Below are 18,224 nucleotides of genomic sequence, written 5' to 3' on the forward strand. Positions count from 1 at the left end.
GCTCAGTTCCCTTCGCCAGTTACAGCATTGCCTTCAAGCTCTGCCGCGTCGTGATCGTCGCCGAACCGCGACGTAGACAGGCCCGCGAGCCGGCGCAGGATGCGCTCGGCGCAGAAGATCATCAGCAGCGCTCCGCCCGCCGCGACCGGCACGAAGCGGAAGGCCCCGGAAACACCGAGCCCTGAAATCGTCGTGGCGGCCATCTTGTCCGCCAGCTCCCAGCCGTATTTGAGCATCCCGAAACCGAAGGCCGCGACAACGAGGTCCGAGATCGAGAAGAAGGTCAGGCGCACCTTTTCGGGCAGCACGAAAAGCAGCACGTCGAAGCTGAGGTGGTAGCCCTCCCGGATGCCGACAGCCGCGCCGAGAAAGATGAACCAACCCATCAGGATCACACTGGCCGGTTCGGCCCAGAACAGGCTTGAGCCGAGGACGTAGCGGTAAAAGACCTGGGCGAAGACGAAGGCCGTCATCAGCACCAACCCGATCCCTGATAGCCATAGGGCAGCCTGGCCCAACCAGCCCGTCCAGACGGCCAGTTTTTCCACAACGTTGCGCATCGGTGGGAACTCCACGGAAAGAATGTGCCCCCGCCACAATGGGCGGGGGTCGAGAGGTCAGATCACTTCGTCGCTTGAATGCGTGCCACCAGATCTTTCGCCTCGGGCGTGGTCACGTATTTGTCGTAGACCGGCTTCATCGCGTCGATGAAGGGCTGCTTGTCGATATCCTTCACGACTTTGACGCCAGCCGCTTCGACCTTGTCCTCGGATTTCTTTTCCTGCTCGGCCCAGAGCTTGCGCTCGAGCGTTTCCGAGTTCTTCGCCGCCGCCTTGATGACTTTCTGGTCTTCGGGGCTCAGCTTGTTCCAGGTCGTAAGCGACATCGCCACCAGTTCCGGAACCATGAGGTGCTGGTCCTGCGTGTAATAGGGCGCGACCTCGTAATGGCCCGAGCTGTCATAGGAGGGCCAGTTGTTCTCCGCGCCGTCGATGACGCCGGTCTGGATCGAGGAATAGACCTCGCCATAGGGCATCGGCGTGGCATTCGCGCCGATCGCCTTCATCATGTCGACGAACACGTCGTTCTGCATCACGCGGAACTTCATGCCCTGAAGATCGTCGATCGACTTAATCGGATGCTCGGAGTTGTAAAAGCTGCGCGAGCCGGCGTCGTAATTGGCCAGCTGGACCAAATCATGCGCTTCGAAAGCCTTGCCGACTTCGGCGCCGATCGGGCCGTCGAGAACGTGGTGCTGATGCTCGACCGAGCGGAACAGGTAGGGCAGCGAGAACAGCTGCGTTTCCGGCACGATGTCGTTGAAGGTGCCGAACGAAGCGCGCACCATGTCGATCACGCCCAGCTGGGTCTGCTCGATCGTGTCCTTTTCCTCGCCCAGCTGCGCGGACGGGTAGACCTCGATGCAGATCCGGCCATCGGTCTTCGCCTCGACCTCTTTCGCCATCGATTTCACCGCCTCGACGGTCGGGTAGCCGTCGGGGTGGGTGTCCGACGAGCGCAGGGTCATGTCGCAGGCCGATGCGGCCGTGACGCAGGCGGCCGAAATCAGCAGCGCAGCGATAGGTGTCAGTGTCTTCTTCATTACTTCTCTCCTCCCAGAAAGTGCTCAATCAGAGCTTGTAGGCTTGGCGTGCAAGCCTGTGTGTGAGGTCGTGGATGACCTCAGAAGCTTCCTCCTCCGTCAGCCGCCCGGTGGCGACCAAGTTGGCAAGGAATCCGGCGTCGACCCGGCGCGCGACGTCATGGCGCGCGGGGATCGACAAATAGGCACGGGTGTCGTCGTTGAAGCCGACCGTGTTGTAGAAACCCGCGGTTTCGGTGGTCATCTCGCGGTAGCGCCACATGCCCTCGAAACTGTCATGGAACCACCACGCGGGACCAAGGCGCAGACAGGGGTAGCCCCCCGCCAGCGGCGCCAGTTCGCGCGCATAGGTGGTCTCGTCGAGTGTGAACAGGATGACGCGCAGCTCGGGGGTCTGCCCCACCGCATCGAGAAGCGGTTTGAGGGCTGCGACATAATCGGTGCGCGTCGGGATATCGCAGCCCTTGTCGCGCCCGAAGCGGGCTAGGATAGGGTCGGAATGGTTGCGCGACGAGCCGGGATGGATTTGCATCACCAGGCCGTCGTCGCAGGACAGCTTCGCCATCTCCGTCAGCATCTGAGCGCGAAACGCCTCGCGTTCCGCTGCGTCCGCCTTCCCCGCGAGCACCTTGTCATAGAGCGCCTCCACCGCGGCGCGATCCAGATTGAGCGTCGCGGCACTCGGATGACCGTGGTCGGTCGAGGTCGCCCCGAAAGAGGCGAAATAGGCGCGCCGGTCGCGATGGGCGTCCAGATAGGCCGCGAAGGATGTGCCCGACTGCCCGCCAAGCTGACAGAACGTCTCGACATTCTGCGCGAAGCCTTCGAAATCGGGATCGACCACCGGATCGGGGCGATAGGCGGTGATCACGCGCCCGCCCCACCCGCTTTCGCGGATCATCCGGTGCCATTTCAGATCGTCGAGCGGGCTTTCGGTGGTCGCGATCACCTCGATATTGAACTGATCGAACAAAGCGCGCGGGCGCATCTCCGGGCGCTGAAGCGCCTCCGAGATGCGATCGTAATACATGTCCGCGGTGTCGGCGCTGAGCCGCTCGGTGAAGCCGAAGATCGTCTCGAACGCATGGTCCAGCCAGATCCGCGAGGGCGTGGCGCGGAACAGGTGGTAATGCTTCGCGAACAGCCGCCAGATCTTGCGGCCATCGGTTTCCGTTTCACCGCCATCGACGCGCGGCACGCCAAGCGCTTCCAGCGGCACGCCCTGACTGTGAAGCATCCGGAACACATAGTGATCGGGCGTCACGAAAAGCTGGGCGGGATCGGGAAAGGCTTCGTTCTGCGCATACCAGCGCGGATCGGTATGGCCGTGGGGCGAGATGATCGGGGCGTCCTTGATCGTGTCATAGAGATCGCGCGCAAGGGCACGAACCCCCGGATCCGCTGGCAGCAGGCGATCTTTATTCAACAGCGCCATGGTCTATCGCTCCCCCTGTAGCTATTTTCTTAGGTGGACTACCACCGAACTAATAAACTAATATGCTAGAATACCCGGACCGTCAACGAGGAGTTCCGATGCCCGCGCCCCTGCCTTTGACCCAGCTTGATCAGAACGCACGCATGTCGGTTTCCGATGTCGTTTTCGAACATTTGCGCCAACAGGTTCTGGGGCTATCCCTGCCACCGGGCACCAAGCTCTCAGAAGTGGAGGTCGCCAAGCAGATGGGGGTTTCGCGCCAGCCGGTGCGCGACGCCTTCTACCGTTTGTCGAAGCTCGGATTTCTTGTGATTCGACCTCAGCGTGCGACGACGGTCTCGCTGATTTCACGCGAAGCGGTGCTGCAGGCGCGCTTCATTCGCAACGCGCTCGAGGTTGAAACTGTGCGCGTCGCGGTCGCCGCATTGACCGATGAGGATCTCGCGGCGTTGCGCGATCTGATCGAGCAACAGCGCGCCGCGATGGAAAAGGGTGAGAAGACCAAATTCCACGAACTGGACGATCAGTTTCATCGCGAGATCTGCACCCGTGCCGGGCTCGGCTTCACATGGGAACTGATCGCCGAGAATAAGGGCCACATGGATCGCGTGCGGATGCTGTCGCTGTCTTTCGCCTCGCGCGATGCGTTCGACGATCACGTGAAGATCCTGAGCGCGCTCGAAAGCCGGGACCTTGACCGCGCGACGCAGGCGATGCGCGATCACCTGTCGCGGATCCTCGATCAGATCGACCGCATTCAGGATGATCACACAGAGCTTTTCGAGGTCGCGCCTCGGCAGAGCTGAAGTCGGGACGGCGTGATCGCCGAATACTTCGACTTAGGAACGCAAGGTCGGCATAGGAGAAGGCATCGGGCGCCTACCCCATTCGCGGCCCATCAACCTCCTCATCGCGCGACAGCTGCAGCGCACCAACACCGGCCTCCCCTGCACGCACTAGGAGATCCAGAATCCCCTGGATGATCCGGTCTTCGTCGCTCTCACCAAGCTTAGTGAGACAGTTAGGCATATCCTCCATCACTAACTCGCCGCCCAAAATTTCGGCACCGCCGCCGGAAAGCGCGGCGATGACATTGCTCAGGGCAGCTTGCTTTTGCGCAAACTCAAGAGTTCTTCGGTCGAGCTCCGCAGACTGCACTCGCATCTGCTCCGCGATCGCCTTGCGCGCGGCATGTTGTTTCGTCGTTAGCCGCGCTTTTCGCGGCCCGTCGCGCAAGAGCCCGCAGTGCTCTCCGACCGCCCGGTGGTAATCGTCCTGGAACTGACGCATGGCCGCACGGTAGGCGACCATTTCCGGAACCTCACCCCGCAGTTTTCGAGCCGCCTTCAGATGGGTGCGGTTCTCTTCTTTCCACGACGCGAGCACCTTCGCATTTTCAGCCCGCGCCGCGCGACAGTCCGTGCGCCACGCCTCAAGACGCGCAGCATTATGCGCCTTGTTGCGCGCGATGGTCTCCGGTCGCTTGCCAAGAGCCCGCTTGCGCGGTCTCGGAGGAAGAGGCTTGGGAATGGGACGCGGGAGCGAGCAAATGGCCGAAGGGGTCTCGCAGGAGGCGCGCACCTCCGTGGCCGCGCGTTTGCCCGCATGCAGCTTGTTCGCATCGAGCTTCGGATCGTCGACATTGATCGCCAAGATGTGGAGGTGGACATGGGCCTCATCGAGATGCAGCACGGCCGCCCACTCCACGCCCTGCGGCATCCGGATTTTAAAATGCGCAAGCACTCGCTGCACCCAGGTCTTGATCTCAGGTGCATGCCGTCCCCCATCATGGGTCAGGGTCTCAACCGATAATGGATGCGAGTGAATTTCCGCATAAAGCGTCGCCGCATCCCGACGCAGCCGACGCTGATAGCTCGTGCCTTTCGCACTTTTCACGGTCTCACGGATCGTCTCCACCTTCTTGGCCCAGAGCGCCTCGAGCTTTTTGAGCGTCGTCGTGCCGTCAAGCTTGATTGGCGCTTTCGGCTCCGCAACATGGCGCGAATAGCGTGGCACCCGCATCGCCTCGCCAAAGACCTGCTCGGCCGTGTTCACCTGCTCAGGCGCCCCCTTAACCTTGCGCGGGGCGGCCGAGTAACATTCGATATGGACAAACTGATAGCTCATGGATCACCTCTTCTCTTCCTTGGCTCTCGCTCGAGGATAAGTTGGTGACCTGAAAAAACGGGCAGGAGACCGGTGCGAAAAACGGCGCCGGGGGTCTGTCGGGAAAAGCTAGCTATATGACAGACTATAGCTAGCTTTCCTGAACGGCTGGATTGCGGGCCGGCGCGGCAGCTTCGGCTTATGCTCAAAAAAGGCGGCACGCGGGGGGCACCATAGTTCGCCCCCCCCGGGAAGGACTTCGCCCGACCAAAAATCGAAGGCCTGCCAAACGCAGCAACATCCTCAAGAGCGTGTAGCTTAAGCGACCACTTCAGGCTGTTCATCGTGCTGCCTGAAACGAAAGCCGACGAAACTCACGCAAGGTCCGCGGGCAGCACGCCCTCGGGGATGTTCTGGTAACAGACCGGACGCAGGAAGCGCCGGATCGAAAGGGTGCCGACCGAGGTCGCGCCGAAGTTCGTGGACGCGGGATAGGGCCCGCCATGGACCATTGCGTCACAGACCTCCACGCCGGTCGGGAAGCCGTTGGCCATCACGCGGCCCGCCTTGCGCTCGAGCACCGGCAGCAGCTTGCGGGCTAGCTCCGCATCGCCGTCATCGAGATGCATCGTCGCGGTCAGCTGACCCTCGAAGCCCTTCGCGAGGTCAACCATCTGCGCGGGGTCCGAGACCCGGACGACAAGACCGAGCGGCCCGAAGACTTCCTCTCCAAGCGCATGATCCTGCAGGTAGTTCTCGGCGCTCGTCTCGTAGAGGTTCGGGGAGGCGTTGCGGCCTTCCTGCTCGGTCGTCAGCACTGGGGTCACGGAATTGCGGGTATCGAACCGGTCCTTGCCGTCGCGATAGGCCTGCGCGATGCCGTCCGTCAGCATGACCTGCGGGCCGGAGGCCGACAGCGCCTCTTTCGCGGCGGCGACAAAGGCGTCGCCTGCGGGGCCACCCTCGACCACGGCGATGCCCGGGTTGGTGCAGAACTGGCCCGCGCCCATCGTCAGCGAGCCTGCCCAGCCGGCGCCGATCTCGGCGCCGCGCGCCTTTGCGGCCTCGGGCAGCAGGAACATCGGGTTGACCGAGCCGAGCTCGCCAAAGAACGGGATCGGCTCGGGACGCTGCGCACACAGATCGAACAGCGCGCGGCCACCGCCCAAGCTACCGGTGAAGCCCACCGCCTTGATCAGCGGATGCTGCACGAGCCCTTGACCCACGTCACGGCGTCCGCCCTGGATCAGGCTGAAGACGCCCTTGGGCATGTTGCATTTCTCGACTGCGGCCTTGATCGCCTCGGCCACGATTTCGCCGGTGCCGGGATGGGCGGAATGGCCCTTCACGACGACCGGGCAGCCTGCGGCCAGCGCGGCGGCGGTGTCGCCGCCGGCCGTCGAAAACGCCAGCGGGAAGTTCGACGCGCCGAAGACCGCGACCGGGCCGATCGGACGCTGCATCATCCGCAGATCGGGGCGCGGCAGCGGCTGGCGATCGGGGAGCGCCTCGTCATGGCGGCGCTCGAGATAGTCACCGTTGCGGATGTGGCTCGCAAAGAGACGCAGCTGGCCCACGGTGCGCCCGCGCTCGCCATTCAGGCGCGCCTCGGGGAGGCCGGTTTCCTGCGTGCCGATCTCGGTGATCGCCTCGCCGCGTGCGTCGATCTCGTCGGCGATAGTCTCGAGGAACTTAGCGCGGGTCTCACGGCTCGAATAACCGTAGTCCCAGAACGCCTCTTCGGCTGCCTCGCAGGCGGCGTTCACCATCTCGACCGTGCCGACGCAGAACTCATGGCTCGGCCCATGGGCTGGGTCGGAAGAGAACGTTTTGTCGGTGCCGATCCATTCGCCGGCGATCAGGTGTTGTCCGTGCGGGGTGAAGGTCATGATGTCTCCTTGTTAATTCGTCACCGGGCCCGACGCAGAACGGCGTCGCAGAGACCCTTCGTTCAATGCGCGCGGTTTCAAAGAACCGCCGTCATGCCGCCGTCGATGTAGAGGATTTGTCCGTTCACGAAATCCGAGGCCGACGAGGCGAGAAATACCACCGCGCCCTGCAATTCCTCGGGCTTTCCCCAGCGCCCGGCGGGTGTGCGCCCGCGGACCCAGCTGTCGAAATCCTGATCTTCCTGAAGCGGGCGCGTCATGTCGGTCATCATGTAGCCGGGTCCGATGGCGTTCGCTTGAATGTTCGAGCCGGCCCACTCCGCCGCCATCGACCGCGTCAGCATTTTGACGCCCCCTTTGGCGACCGTGTAGGGCGCGACCGTGACGCGGGCGAGGTCGCTCATCAGCGAGCCGATATTGATGATCTTGCCGCCCCCTTTCGCGATCATCCGCGAAGCTGCTTCGCGGCCACAAAGGAATGCAGAGGTCAGGTTGGTATCGAGCACGCGCTGCCAGTCCGCCGCGCTCAGTTCCAACATCGGACGGCGCAACTGGATACCGGCATTGTTCACCAGAATGTCCGGGGTGCGCCCCTCCGCGTCGAGCCTCTCGAACGCCGCGCGCACGGCGGCCTCGTCGGAGACGTCGAAGGCCGCGGCGCTCACGTCGTAGCCTTGTTCGATCATTTCCTTTCGAGTCTGCTCGAGCCGTGCGGCATCAAGCCCGTTGAGCACCACGTGCGCGCCCGCGGCCGCCAGCGCCTCCGCGAAGGTTCTGCCCAGACCGCGAGACGAGCCGGTGACCAGTGCGGTTTTGCCTGAGAGATCGAATGTGTTCATCGCCCTATCCTCGTGTCCGTGTCGTGACCAAAAAGGGAGAGGCGGGCCGGAGGACATGGCCCGCCTCTTGATCCGCCCGAGGGAATGGGCGGATCAGCTTGAGACTACATTACGCAGCCTCAGTTGCTGCTCGCTTTCTTCTCGGAGCGAAGCCCGTCGATCGTCTTCTGCACCCGATCGATGACGTCGCCACCGATTTCGTCGCGGTGCTTGTCGTAGACGACCTGCGACTTCTCACGCATGCGAGCCAGCTCTTCAGGCGAGACTTTGTTGAACTTGATCCCGGCCTTTTCCATCTTCTCGAGCGATTTCTTGTTGAGATCCTGGATCACGTTGCGCTCGACTGAGCCGCCCTTGACTGCACAGGTGCGCAGCGCATCCTGTTCGTCGGGATCGAACGTATCGAAGATCGGCTTCGAGAACAGGAAGAGGAAGGGCGTATACGCGTGCTTCGTCTCGCTGATATATTTCTGCACTTCGTAGAACTTCGAAGTGTCGATCGTGACATAGGGGTTTTCCTGTGCATCGATCGCGCCGGTCTCCAGTGCAGAGAACACTTCGCCGAAGGCCATCGGCGTCGCGTTGGCACCGAGATTGTCGAAGGTGTCAAGGAAGATATTGTTCTGCATCACGCGGATCTTGATGCCCTTGAGGTCTTCCCACTTGGTGATCGGACGCTTCGAGTTCGACACGTTACGGAACCCGTTCTCCCAATAGGCGAGGTTGACCAGCCCTTTGTCGGCCAGCTTGTCATTCAGGAACTTGCCGAAATCGCCATCCATGACGGCGTAGGCTTCCTCGTTGGTCTGGAACAGGAACGGCAGATCAAACACACCGAGCGCTGGTTCGATCCCGACAAGCGGCGAGGACGAGGTCACCACCGCGTCGAGCGTGCCCGAGCGAAGCGCCTGGGTCGCCTGAAGGTCGCCGCCAAGCGAACCGCTCCAGTAAGCCTGAAGCTTCATCTTGCCGCCGGTCTTGTCGTCAAGACACTGCTGCATCGCATCGACGCCATTATGCACCGGGTGGTTCTCGGCGACACCGTTGGAAATCCGGATCGTGCGGTCGTGGAATTCGGCTGCGGCAGGGCTTGCGACCGCTACCATCGTGCCAAGCAGAAGCGCTGCTTTAATTGCCTTGGTTTTCATTGTTTCCTCCCTTTGGAAATTAACGTTGGCAAATGTTGACCCGTGACCGGTCAGTAGAACCAATGTGCCGGAACGAGCACGATCTGCGGAAAGGCCACGAGAACGAAGAGCACCAGGATCTCGGCCACGAGGAAGGGCCAGACACCGATGATCACACGGCCAAGGGGGATCCTCCCGACCCCGCTGACCACGTTGAGGACGACACCGACAGGCGGCGTCAGAAGTCCGATGCAGCAGTTCATGATGAACATCACACCGAAGTAGATCGGATCGATCCCCGCCTTCTGCACCAGCGGCAAGAGCACCGGGGTCAGGATCAGGATCGTCGGCGTGAGATCGAGGGCGGTGCCGACCATAATAATCAGCACCATGATGAAGGCCATGAGCAGCTTCGGATGCTCGATCAGCGGTTCGATGATGCTGCCGAGCTCGGCGGGGATATTCGCCATCGTGATGAGCCAAGCCGAGACCAGCGCGGCACAGACAAGGAACATGATCGCCGCCGTTGTGCGACCTGCCGCGATGAACACGCCCGGCAGGGACTTCAAGGTGAGTTCGCGATAGACGAAGAGCCCGACGAAGAGCGCATAGAAGGTCGCGATCACCGCAGCCTCGGTCGGGGTGACGACACCGAACTTGATACCGCCGAGAATGATCACCGGCATGCCAAGCGCCCAGATTGCGCGCATCCCTGCCCGGCCTTTCTCGCCCCAGCTGGCACGCGGCAACGTCTCGGCCTTGTCCTTCCGGGCAACGAAGAGCCAAGTGACGATCAGCACGGTCCCCATCAGGACACCAGGTGCGATGCCAGCCATGAACAGCTTGGAGATCGAAAGGTTGCTCGCGACGCCGAAGATAATGAAGGCCATCGAGGGCGGGATGACCGGCGCGATCACGCCACCTGCGGCGATCAGGCCGGCGGAACGCGGCACGTCATAGCCGGCGCGGCTCATCATCGGCAGCAAGATCGCAGCGAGTGCGGCACTATCGGCGGCAGCCGAGCCAGAGATCGAGGCGAGGATCACCGCCGCCATGATGGCGACGATGCCCAGACCGCCGCGGATATGCCCGACGCAGGCGATCGCGAAGTCGATGATCCGGCGCGAGAGCCCGCCGGCATTCATCAGTTCGCCTGCGAGAATGAAGAACGGGATCGCGAGAAGGGTGAAGGTATTCGCCCCGATCGCCATATTCTGGGCGATGATCTGGGTGTTGAACATCCCCAGATATTCCATCAGCGCGATGCCACAGAAGATCAGAGCGAAGGCAACAGGAACCCCGATGGCCATGGCGCCGATGAGCGCGACAAGAAAGACAACGAGGGTCATGATGCACGCCCCTCGATATCTTCAGCGTCATGATGTTGGCCTGCGAAGCGGGCGAACTCGGCGTCGCTCATCCGACCGGTCAGCAACCGGAAGAGCCGCTCGAGCGAGATGAGGATGATCCCGGCACCCGTGAACAGCCCGGTGCCGTAGACAAAGCCCATCGGCATCATCGTTACCGGAGCGCCCATCGTCATGTTGATCGGCAGCTGCTTCCATGTGCCGATAAAGAGCACCGCCGAACAGCCGATGATCACGATCTCGCTCAGCCCCATCAGGACCATGCGTCCGCGACGACCGAAGGCCGCGACCACCGTCTCCATGCCCATATGCATATGGTGATGGTGTGCGACGACGGCGCCGATGAAGGTCAGCCAGACGAAGAAAAAGCGCGACATTTCCTCCGAGACGGCAATGCCGCTATCGAACGCGTAGCGCAGGATGACATTGAGAAAGACCATCAGAGCCATCCCGGCGAGCAAAAGCGCCAGCAGGATGTCGAGGCCACGGTAGAAGAGTGCGATAAGTTTCTGCATCCGCTTACACCCTGTCGCCGAGGCCGCGGGCGACCAGGTTGGCAATCAGCGCGCGGCTGCCAAAGACCCATTCGGGACAGGCATCACAGCGAGCGACGCGGTTCACCAGAGCCCCGAGCCGCGGCGAAGCAATCTCGACCTCGTCGCCGGTCTCGTGGGTGAAGCCCTGCCCCGGCGCACGGCGATCCTGCACCGGCGCGAAAAGCGTGCCGAGGAACAGGACCGCGCCGTCGGGATATTGGTGGCTGCGATTGAGCATCTGCCGGGCGAGCTCGGCGGGCGACCGGCTGATCGCCTCCATGCGGCTCTCACCCGCCATCTCGAACCCGTCGGTGCCGCGCACGCGCAGAGTGACGACCGCGGTCTCGACATCGGCGAGCGTGAAATGGTCGTCGAAAATCCGCAGGAATGGCCCGATCGCGCAGGAGGCGTTGTTATCCTTGGCCTTGCCGAGCAGGAGCGCCGAGCGGCCTTCGACGTCGCGCAGGTTCACGTCATTGCCCAACGTCGCACCGAGGATCGTGCCATCCGAGCGGATCGCCAGCACAATCTCGGGCTCGGGATTATTCCAGTCCGAAATCGGGTGGATGCCGATCTCGGCACCGCATCCGACAGATGACATGGGCTGGGCCTTCGTGAAGATCTCTGCGTCCGGACCAATGCCGACCTCGAGATATTGCGACCAGAGGCCCATCTCCTGCAGCAGTGCCTTCACTTTCGCAGCGGCTTCCGATCCGGCAGAGATATCGTGCAGGTTCTCACCGATCACCGGAGCAAGCTTGGCGCGAATGTCCTGCGCGGCCTGAAGGTCGCCGCCGGCGCGTTCTTCGATCACGCGCTCCAGCATACTTTCAGCGAAGGTGACGCCCGCGGCCTTCACCGCCTGAAGATCGATCGGGGCCAAGAGATGACCGGCCGCCCCGGACAGAAAATCCTTTAGTGAGCCGAGCACCGGCAGATCGTCGCTCCGCAGAATTGCGTGCAAATCGTCGCGCTCCAGAAGCCCGGAAACCGTCGCTGCGATATGCGTAAGATCGTGCAGGATTCCGTTGCGCAGAACGGTTACGCAGGGCCCGCCTTCCGCCTTCGACCAGACCCGGCCGACCAGCAGGGCGCGTGCGTCATCCTCGGGCAAAATACGGCCCGTTTCCAAATTGAGCATAGGTGCCAATTCCCCCTCCATGTTGTCGGGCGCAGTATCTCCTCATACTGCACTGACATATGATGTCAGACAACACTACAACCTAAAATACAACCCCTATTCTGCGCCGCCTATGCGGCTCAAGCGTATGTGATGCTCAGCTTACTCGACGAATTCGAACTGCAGGCCGACACGTTCCGCGGAGTTGACCAGATGGCGCTGCATCGCGGCCCGTGCCGCGGCGGGATTACGCGCTCGAATGGCCTCGCAAATCGCCCCGTGCTCTTCGATCGTCCACGCGATCACATCGTCGAGCTGCCCCTCGGCGCGCGCGATCGTAATGACATGGCTGATCCGCTCCGAGATCGCGGTGACGAATTGCACGAAATAGTCATTGCCCGTCGCCTCGGCAATGATGCGGTGGAAATCGAGATCGGCAGTGACGCCCGACTTGCCCCAATCACGAATACCCGACAGCCCCATCATCGCGGCGTCGAGCGCCGCCATCTGGGCCTCGGTGTGATGCACTGCTGCGAGTGCAGCCGCTTCCATCTCCAGCGGCACGCGCACCTGATAGAGATCGTTGAAGGCGTGCCGGTCCATCTTCTTGCCGTCCTCGAGACGGATCTGGCGTGCTTTGCGCTCCACCACGAAGGCACCGACACCCTGTCGCGTCTCGACCAGCCCCTCGTTGCGCAGTTGCGCAATCGCTTCGCGCACGACGGTGCGGCTCACGCCGAAGGTCTTGGACATCGCATGCTCTGTCGGCAGCTTGTCACCGGCTTTCAGCACGCCATCATAAATCCGCTTGGCGAACTGCGTGGCGATCCGCGTTGGCAGGTGATCCGTGCGGGCAATCTGCTCGAACTCATTATCCATCACTCATTCCTCATCTCGTCCCAAGTCCGTCAACTTTCGAGGTCGATCAGACACCCGGGGTTCATCGTCAAATTTGGATCGATCGCCCGCTTGATCCGCCCCAGCAGATCATGCTGAACCGAAGACGCGCGCGCGGCGAAGTCGGCCTTCTTGAGACGTCCGACCCCGTGCTCTGCGCTGATCGAACCGTCATAGCGATCCAGGACCCCGTTGAGAACTGTTTTAGCTCGAAAAATCTGCTGATCGAGCGCCTCCATGCCCTCCGGGTCTGGCAGCACGTTCAGATGCACATTGCCATCCCCCACGTGACCGTAGGAGACGCAGACCGCCCCGGGCAAGGCTTCTCCGACTGCCGCCTCGGCCTCAGCGACGAACGCAGCCAGTTCTGAAAGCGGCACCGAGAGATCCGTGCGCAGATGTTTTCCGCGCCGCGCCTGCCCCTCGTTCATCCCCTCACGCACCAGCCAGATATTCCGCGCCTGAGCTTTCGACTGCGCGACCACGCCGTCGCGCACGAGCCCCTCTTCCATCGCCAGTTCGAGGAATTGAGAAAGAAGAGCCTCGATATCGACGAGACCCGATCCCGAAAGCTCAACCAGCGCATAGGCGCGATGTGCGGGCTCAAGCGGCAGCGAAAGATCGGGAATACCCTCGCGTGCGAGCGTGAATGCCTCGGCGGGCAGGAATTCGAAGGCCGACATCAGGTCACAGCACTGGCGACGCGCGAGACGGTAAAGCTCGATCGCGTCTTCTAGTGAGTCGAGCGCCAGCAACGCGGTCGAGACTTGGTCGGGTGCGGGCATCAGCTTGAAGGACACGGCCGTGACGATGCCCAGCACCCCTTCGGCTCCGATGAAAAGCTGCTTGAGATCGATCCCGCGATTATCCTTGCGCAGCCGACTGAGCCGATCGAGCACGCGACCGTCCGGCAGGACGACCTCAAGCCCGAGCACCAGCTCGCGCGTCATCCCATAGCGCAGGACGTTCACCCCGCCCGCATTGGTCGAGACATTGCCACCGATCTGGCAGGTGCCTTGCGCGCCGAGCGCGAGCGGGAAGTAGAGACCGGCCTCGGCCACTTCTTCTTTGAACGTCTCGAGCACGACGCCAGATTCGACAACCGCCGTGAAATCCTCTGCGCTCAGGCTGCGGACCCGGTCCATACGCTCGAGCGACAACACGACCTGAGACTCAGGCGCATCGGGCACCGCGCCCAGAGCAAGTCCGCTACGCCCCCCCTGTGGCACAACACCGAGCCCGAGCTTTGCACAGGCTCGCACGGCGCGGGATACGTCTTCGGTGCTCCGCGGTCGCAAAAGCGCAATGGCAGAACTGGTGATGTCGCCGTGCCAGTCCTGGCAATGGCGCGCGATCAGCTCGGCATCGGTCGAGACCATGTCGCCGCCCAGCATCGTGCAAAGTTCCTCCGCTGCCTCACCTTTCTGCATGCCTATCCCCCCACTCTTGTTCTTCGTGCTCACCCGTCGCCCCATCTCGACCAGCTGGACAAAAATGATTTGCATCCCGCATATATCTGGTTATCAGACAACATTACAACATCTTTGATGCTGGACTGCGAATTTCTCAGGGAGGAGACACGTTATGCACGCACTCATTGTCGGCGCGGCGGGAATGGTTGGCCGAAAACTCACCGATCGAATCGTCCGAGGAGCGCCGCTTCAGGGCAAAGCGGTCGACCACCTGTCGCTGGTCGACGTAATCGCCCCGGAAACGCCGGAGGGATACTCAGGCACCACCGATTGCCTTCAAGCCGACCTGTCCGAAGCAGGCACGGCAGAGAAACTGATCGCCGCGCGGCCTGATGTGATCTTCCACCTAGCCGCGATCGTTTCGGGCGAGGCCGAGAAAGATTTCGAAAAGGGCTACCGGATCAATCTCGACGGCAGCCGCGCACTCTTCGAGGCAATCCGTCACGCGAACCTCGCCGATGGCTATCGTCCGCGGGTGGTCTTCGCCTCTTCCATCGCGGTGGTGGGCGCGCCCCTGCCCTATCCGATCCCCGACGAGTTCCACGCGACGCCCCTGACCAGCTACGGCACCCAGAAGGCGATCTGCGAATTACTGCTGTCGGACTATTCGCGCCATGGTTTCTTCGACGGGATCGGCATCCGCCTGCCCACGATCTGCATCCGTCCGGGCGAACCGAATGCCGCAGCGTCAGGCTTCTTCTCGAACATCCTGCGCGAACCCCTGGTGGGTCAGGAAGCCGTGCTTCCGGTGCCCGAGACGATCCGGCACTGGCACACCTCGCCGCGCTCGGCAGTGGGTTTCATGCTGCACGCAGCCGATATCGATCTGGATGAGGTCGGGCCGCGCCGCAACCTTTCGATGCCGGGTGTCAGCGCCACAGTCGGCGAACAGATCGAAGCCTTGCGCCGAGTTGCAGGACAAAAGGCTGTCGCCCTGATCCGGCGCGAGCCAGACGCGATGATCACCAAGATGTGCGAGAGCTGGGCCGCAGGCTTCGACGCGACCCGCGCCCGCCAACTCGGCTTCACCTCGGAAGACAGCTTTGACGCGATCATCCAAGCGCATATCGAGGATGAACTGGAAGGTGCCGCGTGACACAGCAGCTCCCCAATATTGCTTTTCTGGGCACAGGTCTAATGGGGGCGCCGATGGTTCGGCGCCTCCTCGGGGCGGGCTATCCCGTCACCGTATGGAACCGCGCTGCCGAAAAGGCCCGCGCGCTGGTCGCCGCCGGGGCCGAGCAGGCGGGGAGCCCCGCCGAGGCCGTCGCGAAGGCGGATATCACCTTCACCATGCTTTCTGATGGCGCAGCGGTGGCCGACGTGCTGTTTGCGCAAGGCACAGCCGAAGCCCTGCGCCCGGGCAGCGTGCTGATCGACACCTCGTCGATCGCGCCGGATGTGGCGCGCGATCATGCCGCCCGGCTCGAAGAGCTTGGCGTGACGCAGATCGACTGCCCTGTCTCGGGCGGCACTGCGGGCGCCGAGAGCGGAACGCTCGCTTTGATGGCGGGTGGGCCGAAAGAGACGATCGCGCGGATCGCGCCCGTGCTCGAACCACTTGGGCGCATGACCCATGTCGGCCCTGCGGGCGCCGGTCAGGTCTGCAAACTGGCCAATCAGCAGATCGTCGCGGTCACCATCGGCGCGGTCGCCGAGGCGATGGTCCTCGTGAGAGCGGGCGGCGCAGATCCCGCGAGATTCCGCGACGCGATCCGCGGTGGCTTTGCCGAAAGCCGCATCCTCGAACTGCATGGCGCGCGGATGATCGCCCGCGATTTCACCCTAGGCGGCCCGTCGCGACTGCAGCTGAAAGACCTTCGCGGCGTCGAGACGCTTGCGAACGCGAACCATCTCGAGCTCCCGCTGACCGATACCGTGCGTGCGGCCTACGAGGCCTTCGTCGCCGCTGGAAACGGCGACGTCGATCATTCCGGGCTGCTGCTTCATCTTGAGACGCTCAACAGCGTGTCCCTTCTCGAGGAAAGATCATGACCAAAACCGAACGCCGCCTGCGCTCGCAAGACTGGTTCGACAATCCCGATCATGCCGACCTGACTGCGCTTTATCTCGAACGCTTCATGAATTACGGCACGACGCCTGAAGAGTTGCGCGCGGGCAAGCCGATCATCGGGATCGCCCAGTCGGGCAGCGACCTGAACCCATGCAACCGCCACCATCTGGATCTCGCCAAGCGCGTGCGCGACGGGATCCGCGATGCAGGCGGCATCCCGATCGAATTCCCGACGCATACGCTCTTTGAGAACTGCAAGCGTCCGACCGCCGCGCTCGATCGCAACCTCGCCTATCTGGGTCTTGTCGAACTGCTTTACGGCTACCCGTTCGACGGTGTCGTGCTGACCACGGGTTGCGACAAGACCACCCCGTCGGCCCTGATGGCCGCGGCGACGGTCGACCTACCCGCGATCGTTCTGTCCGGCGGGCCGATGCTCGACGGCTGGCACGAGGGAGAACTCGTGGGCTCGGGCACGGTGATCTGGCGTTCACGCCGCAAATACGCCGCGGGCGAAATCACCCGCGACGAGTTTCTCGAAACCGCGCTCGACAGCGCGCCCTCAATTGGCCACTGCAACACGATGGGCACGGCCTCTACCATGAACGCCATCGCGGAGGCGCTGGGTATGTCGCTCACCGGCTGTGCGGCGATACCGGCAGCCTATCGCGCCCGCGGCCAGATGGCCTATCGCACCGGGCGACGTGCCGTTGAACTGGTCCACGAGGACATCCGGCCCTCGAACATCCTTACCCGCGAGGCCTTCCTGAACGCGATCAAACTGAACGCGGCGATCGGCGGCTCGACTAATGCCCAGCCGCATATCATGGCAATGGCGAAACATGCGGGCGTGACGCTCGATCCGTCGGACTGGCAAACGCATGGCTACGACATCCCGCTGCTGGCCAATGTGCAGCCCGCCGGGAAATATCTGGGCGAACGGTTCCACCGCGCGGGCGGTGTCCCTGCGATCCTGTGGGAACTACTGCAGGCGGGACAGCTGAACGGCGATTGTCCCACCGTCACCGGTCACAGCATGGCGGAGAACTTAGACGGGCACGAGAGCACCGATCGCGAGGTGATCTACCGTTTCGAGGAGCCGATGATGGAGCGCGCGGGCTTCTATGTCCTCTCTGGCAATCTCTTCGACTTCGCGATCCTGAAAACCTCGGTGATTTCGCCGGAGTTCCGCGAGCGTTATCTCAGTGAGCCGGGCCGCGAGGGAATTCTCGAGGGCACGGCCTTCGTCTTCGACGGCTCGGAAGACTATCATGCCCGCATCAACGACCCCGCACTCGAGATCGACGAATCCTCGATCCTCGTGATCCGGGGGGCGGGTCCGCTCGGCTGGCCGGGCTCTGCGGAAGTGGTGAACATGCAGCCGCCGGATCGCTTGCTGAAACGCGGCATAACCAGCCTGCCGACGATCGGTGACGGGCGACAATCAGGCACCTCGGACAGCCCCTCGATCCTGAACGCCTCACCCGAGAGCGCGGCGGGCGGCGGGCTGGCATGGCTGCGCACGGGCGATACGATCCGGATCGATCTGAACACCGGGCGCTGCGACATGCTCGTTGCCGACGACGAACTGGCAGCGCGCAAGGCTGGCGACCTGCCGCCGATCCCCGAGGCAGCGACCCCGTGGCAGAAGCTCTACCGCGAGACCGTCACGCAGATGGCCGACGGTGCGACGATTCGCGACGCCGAGCAGTTCCGTCAGCTTGCGAAGAGACTGCCGCGGCACAATCACTGAGGCGCAGGAACGCCCCATGCATGGGCCAATACAGACTCTTTTGAAGCCTTTGGCCCATGCAACCGA

16 protein-coding genes are annotated in these 18,224 nt (G+C 62.7%); 4 read left to right on the forward strand and 12 right to left on the reverse strand.

Translation table 11 applies throughout. The features are described 5' to 3' along the window. Positions 1–2: 2 nt before the first annotated feature. The 3 genes from ACZ7GB_RS05010 to uxaC form a co-directional block, all read right to left on the reverse strand. A complete protein-coding gene (locus ACZ7GB_RS05010; RefSeq protein ID WP_472157842.1) occupies positions 3–560 on the reverse strand; it encodes a TRAP transporter small permease in 558 nt (185 codons plus the stop codon). 62 nt (positions 561–622) lie between these two features. Continuing rightward, complete coding sequence (locus ACZ7GB_RS05015; protein WP_472157843.1) at positions 623–1,603, reverse strand: TRAP transporter substrate-binding protein; 981 nt, start codon at positions 1,601–1,603, stop codon at positions 623–625. 28 nt (positions 1,604–1,631) lie between these two features. Beyond that, the gene (gene uxaC, locus ACZ7GB_RS05020; RefSeq protein WP_472157844.1) at positions 1,632–3,038 is read right to left on the reverse strand and encodes a glucuronate isomerase; all 1,407 of its coding nucleotides are present in this window, start codon (positions 3,036–3,038) and stop codon (positions 1,632–1,634) included. A 98-nt stretch (positions 3,039–3,136) separates the two neighbouring features. Between uxaC and ACZ7GB_RS05025 the strand changes: the two genes are divergently transcribed. After that, positions 3,137–3,844, forward strand: a complete 708-nt coding sequence (locus ACZ7GB_RS05025; RefSeq protein WP_078545531.1) for a GntR family transcriptional regulator — start codon at positions 3,137–3,139, stop codon at positions 3,842–3,844. 73 nt (positions 3,845–3,917) lie between these two features. Here ACZ7GB_RS05025 and ACZ7GB_RS05030 read toward each other — a convergent pair whose 3' ends face one another. The 9 genes from ACZ7GB_RS05030 to ACZ7GB_RS05070 all read right to left on the reverse strand — a co-directional run bounded on the left by ACZ7GB_RS05030 (position 3,918) and on the right by ACZ7GB_RS05070 (position 14,349). After that, on the reverse strand, positions 3,918–5,165 hold the full coding sequence (locus ACZ7GB_RS05030) for a plasmid recombination protein (RefSeq protein WP_472157845.1): 1,248 nt from the start codon (positions 5,163–5,165) through the stop codon (positions 3,918–3,920). Between the two features lie 353 nt (positions 5,166–5,518). Continuing rightward, positions 5,519–7,033 carry an aldehyde dehydrogenase (NADP(+)) gene (locus ACZ7GB_RS05035; RefSeq protein WP_472157846.1) on the reverse strand — a complete coding sequence of 505 codons (1,515 nt, stop codon included), beginning with the start codon at positions 7,031–7,033 and terminating at the stop codon, positions 5,519–5,521. A 77-nt stretch (positions 7,034–7,110) separates the two neighbouring features. Further along, complete coding sequence (locus ACZ7GB_RS05040) at positions 7,111–7,872, reverse strand: SDR family oxidoreductase (protein WP_078601892.1); 762 nt, start codon at positions 7,870–7,872, stop codon at positions 7,111–7,113. A 119-nt stretch (positions 7,873–7,991) separates the two neighbouring features. After that, positions 7,992–9,020: a TRAP transporter substrate-binding protein gene (locus tag ACZ7GB_RS05045; RefSeq protein ID WP_078545523.1), complete on the reverse strand. Its 1,029-nt coding sequence runs from the start codon at positions 9,018–9,020 to the stop codon at positions 7,992–7,994. Positions 9,021–9,070: 50 nt separating this feature from the next. Beyond that, a complete protein-coding gene (locus tag ACZ7GB_RS05050; protein ID WP_078545521.1) occupies positions 9,071–10,348 on the reverse strand; it encodes a TRAP transporter large permease in 1,278 nt (425 codons plus the stop codon). Continuing rightward, positions 10,345–10,881, reverse strand: coding sequence for a TRAP transporter small permease (locus ACZ7GB_RS05055; protein ID WP_078601893.1), 537 nt, complete (start codon positions 10,879–10,881; stop codon positions 10,345–10,347). Before ACZ7GB_RS05055 ends, ACZ7GB_RS05050 begins: the two co-directional genes overlap by 4 nt. 4 nt (positions 10,882–10,885) lie before the next feature. Continuing rightward, positions 10,886–12,043 carry a fumarylacetoacetate hydrolase family protein gene (locus ACZ7GB_RS05060; protein WP_472157847.1) on the reverse strand — a complete coding sequence of 386 codons (1,158 nt, stop codon included), beginning with the start codon at positions 12,041–12,043 and terminating at the stop codon, positions 10,886–10,888. Positions 12,044–12,184: 141 nt separating this feature from the next. After that, a complete protein-coding gene (locus ACZ7GB_RS05065) occupies positions 12,185–12,901 on the reverse strand; it encodes a FadR/GntR family transcriptional regulator (protein ID WP_472157848.1) in 717 nt (238 codons plus the stop codon). Positions 12,902–12,930: 29 nt separating this feature from the next. Further along, positions 12,931–14,349 (reverse strand): FAD-binding oxidoreductase, encoded by a 1,419-nt coding sequence (locus ACZ7GB_RS05070; RefSeq protein WP_472157849.1) that lies wholly within the window; start codon positions 14,347–14,349, stop codon positions 12,931–12,933. A 154-nt stretch (positions 14,350–14,503) separates the two neighbouring features. Here ACZ7GB_RS05070 and denD point away from each other — a divergent pair, with 154 nt between their 5' ends. Genes denD through ACZ7GB_RS05085 form a run of 3 tightly spaced genes read left to right on the forward strand, consistent with a single transcriptional unit; the run spans position 14,504 to position 18,158 of the window. Next, positions 14,504–15,487, forward strand: a complete 984-nt coding sequence (denD, locus tag ACZ7GB_RS05075) for a D-erythronate dehydrogenase (protein ID WP_472157850.1) — start codon at positions 14,504–14,506, stop codon at positions 15,485–15,487. Continuing rightward, entirely contained in the window at positions 15,484–16,386 is a 903-nt protein-coding gene (locus tag ACZ7GB_RS05080) for an NAD(P)-dependent oxidoreductase (protein WP_472157851.1), read from the forward strand. The genes denD and ACZ7GB_RS05080 overlap by 4 nt, the downstream gene beginning before the upstream one ends. Further along, positions 16,383–18,158 carry an IlvD/Edd family dehydratase gene (locus ACZ7GB_RS05085; protein ID WP_472157852.1) on the forward strand — a complete coding sequence of 592 codons (1,776 nt, stop codon included), beginning with the start codon at positions 16,383–16,385 and terminating at the stop codon, positions 18,156–18,158. Before ACZ7GB_RS05080 ends, ACZ7GB_RS05085 begins: the two co-directional genes overlap by 4 nt. Positions 18,159–18,224 lie beyond the last annotated feature (66 nt).

Source organism: Thioclava sp. PTB-PU3-1 (genome assembly GCF_055666785.1).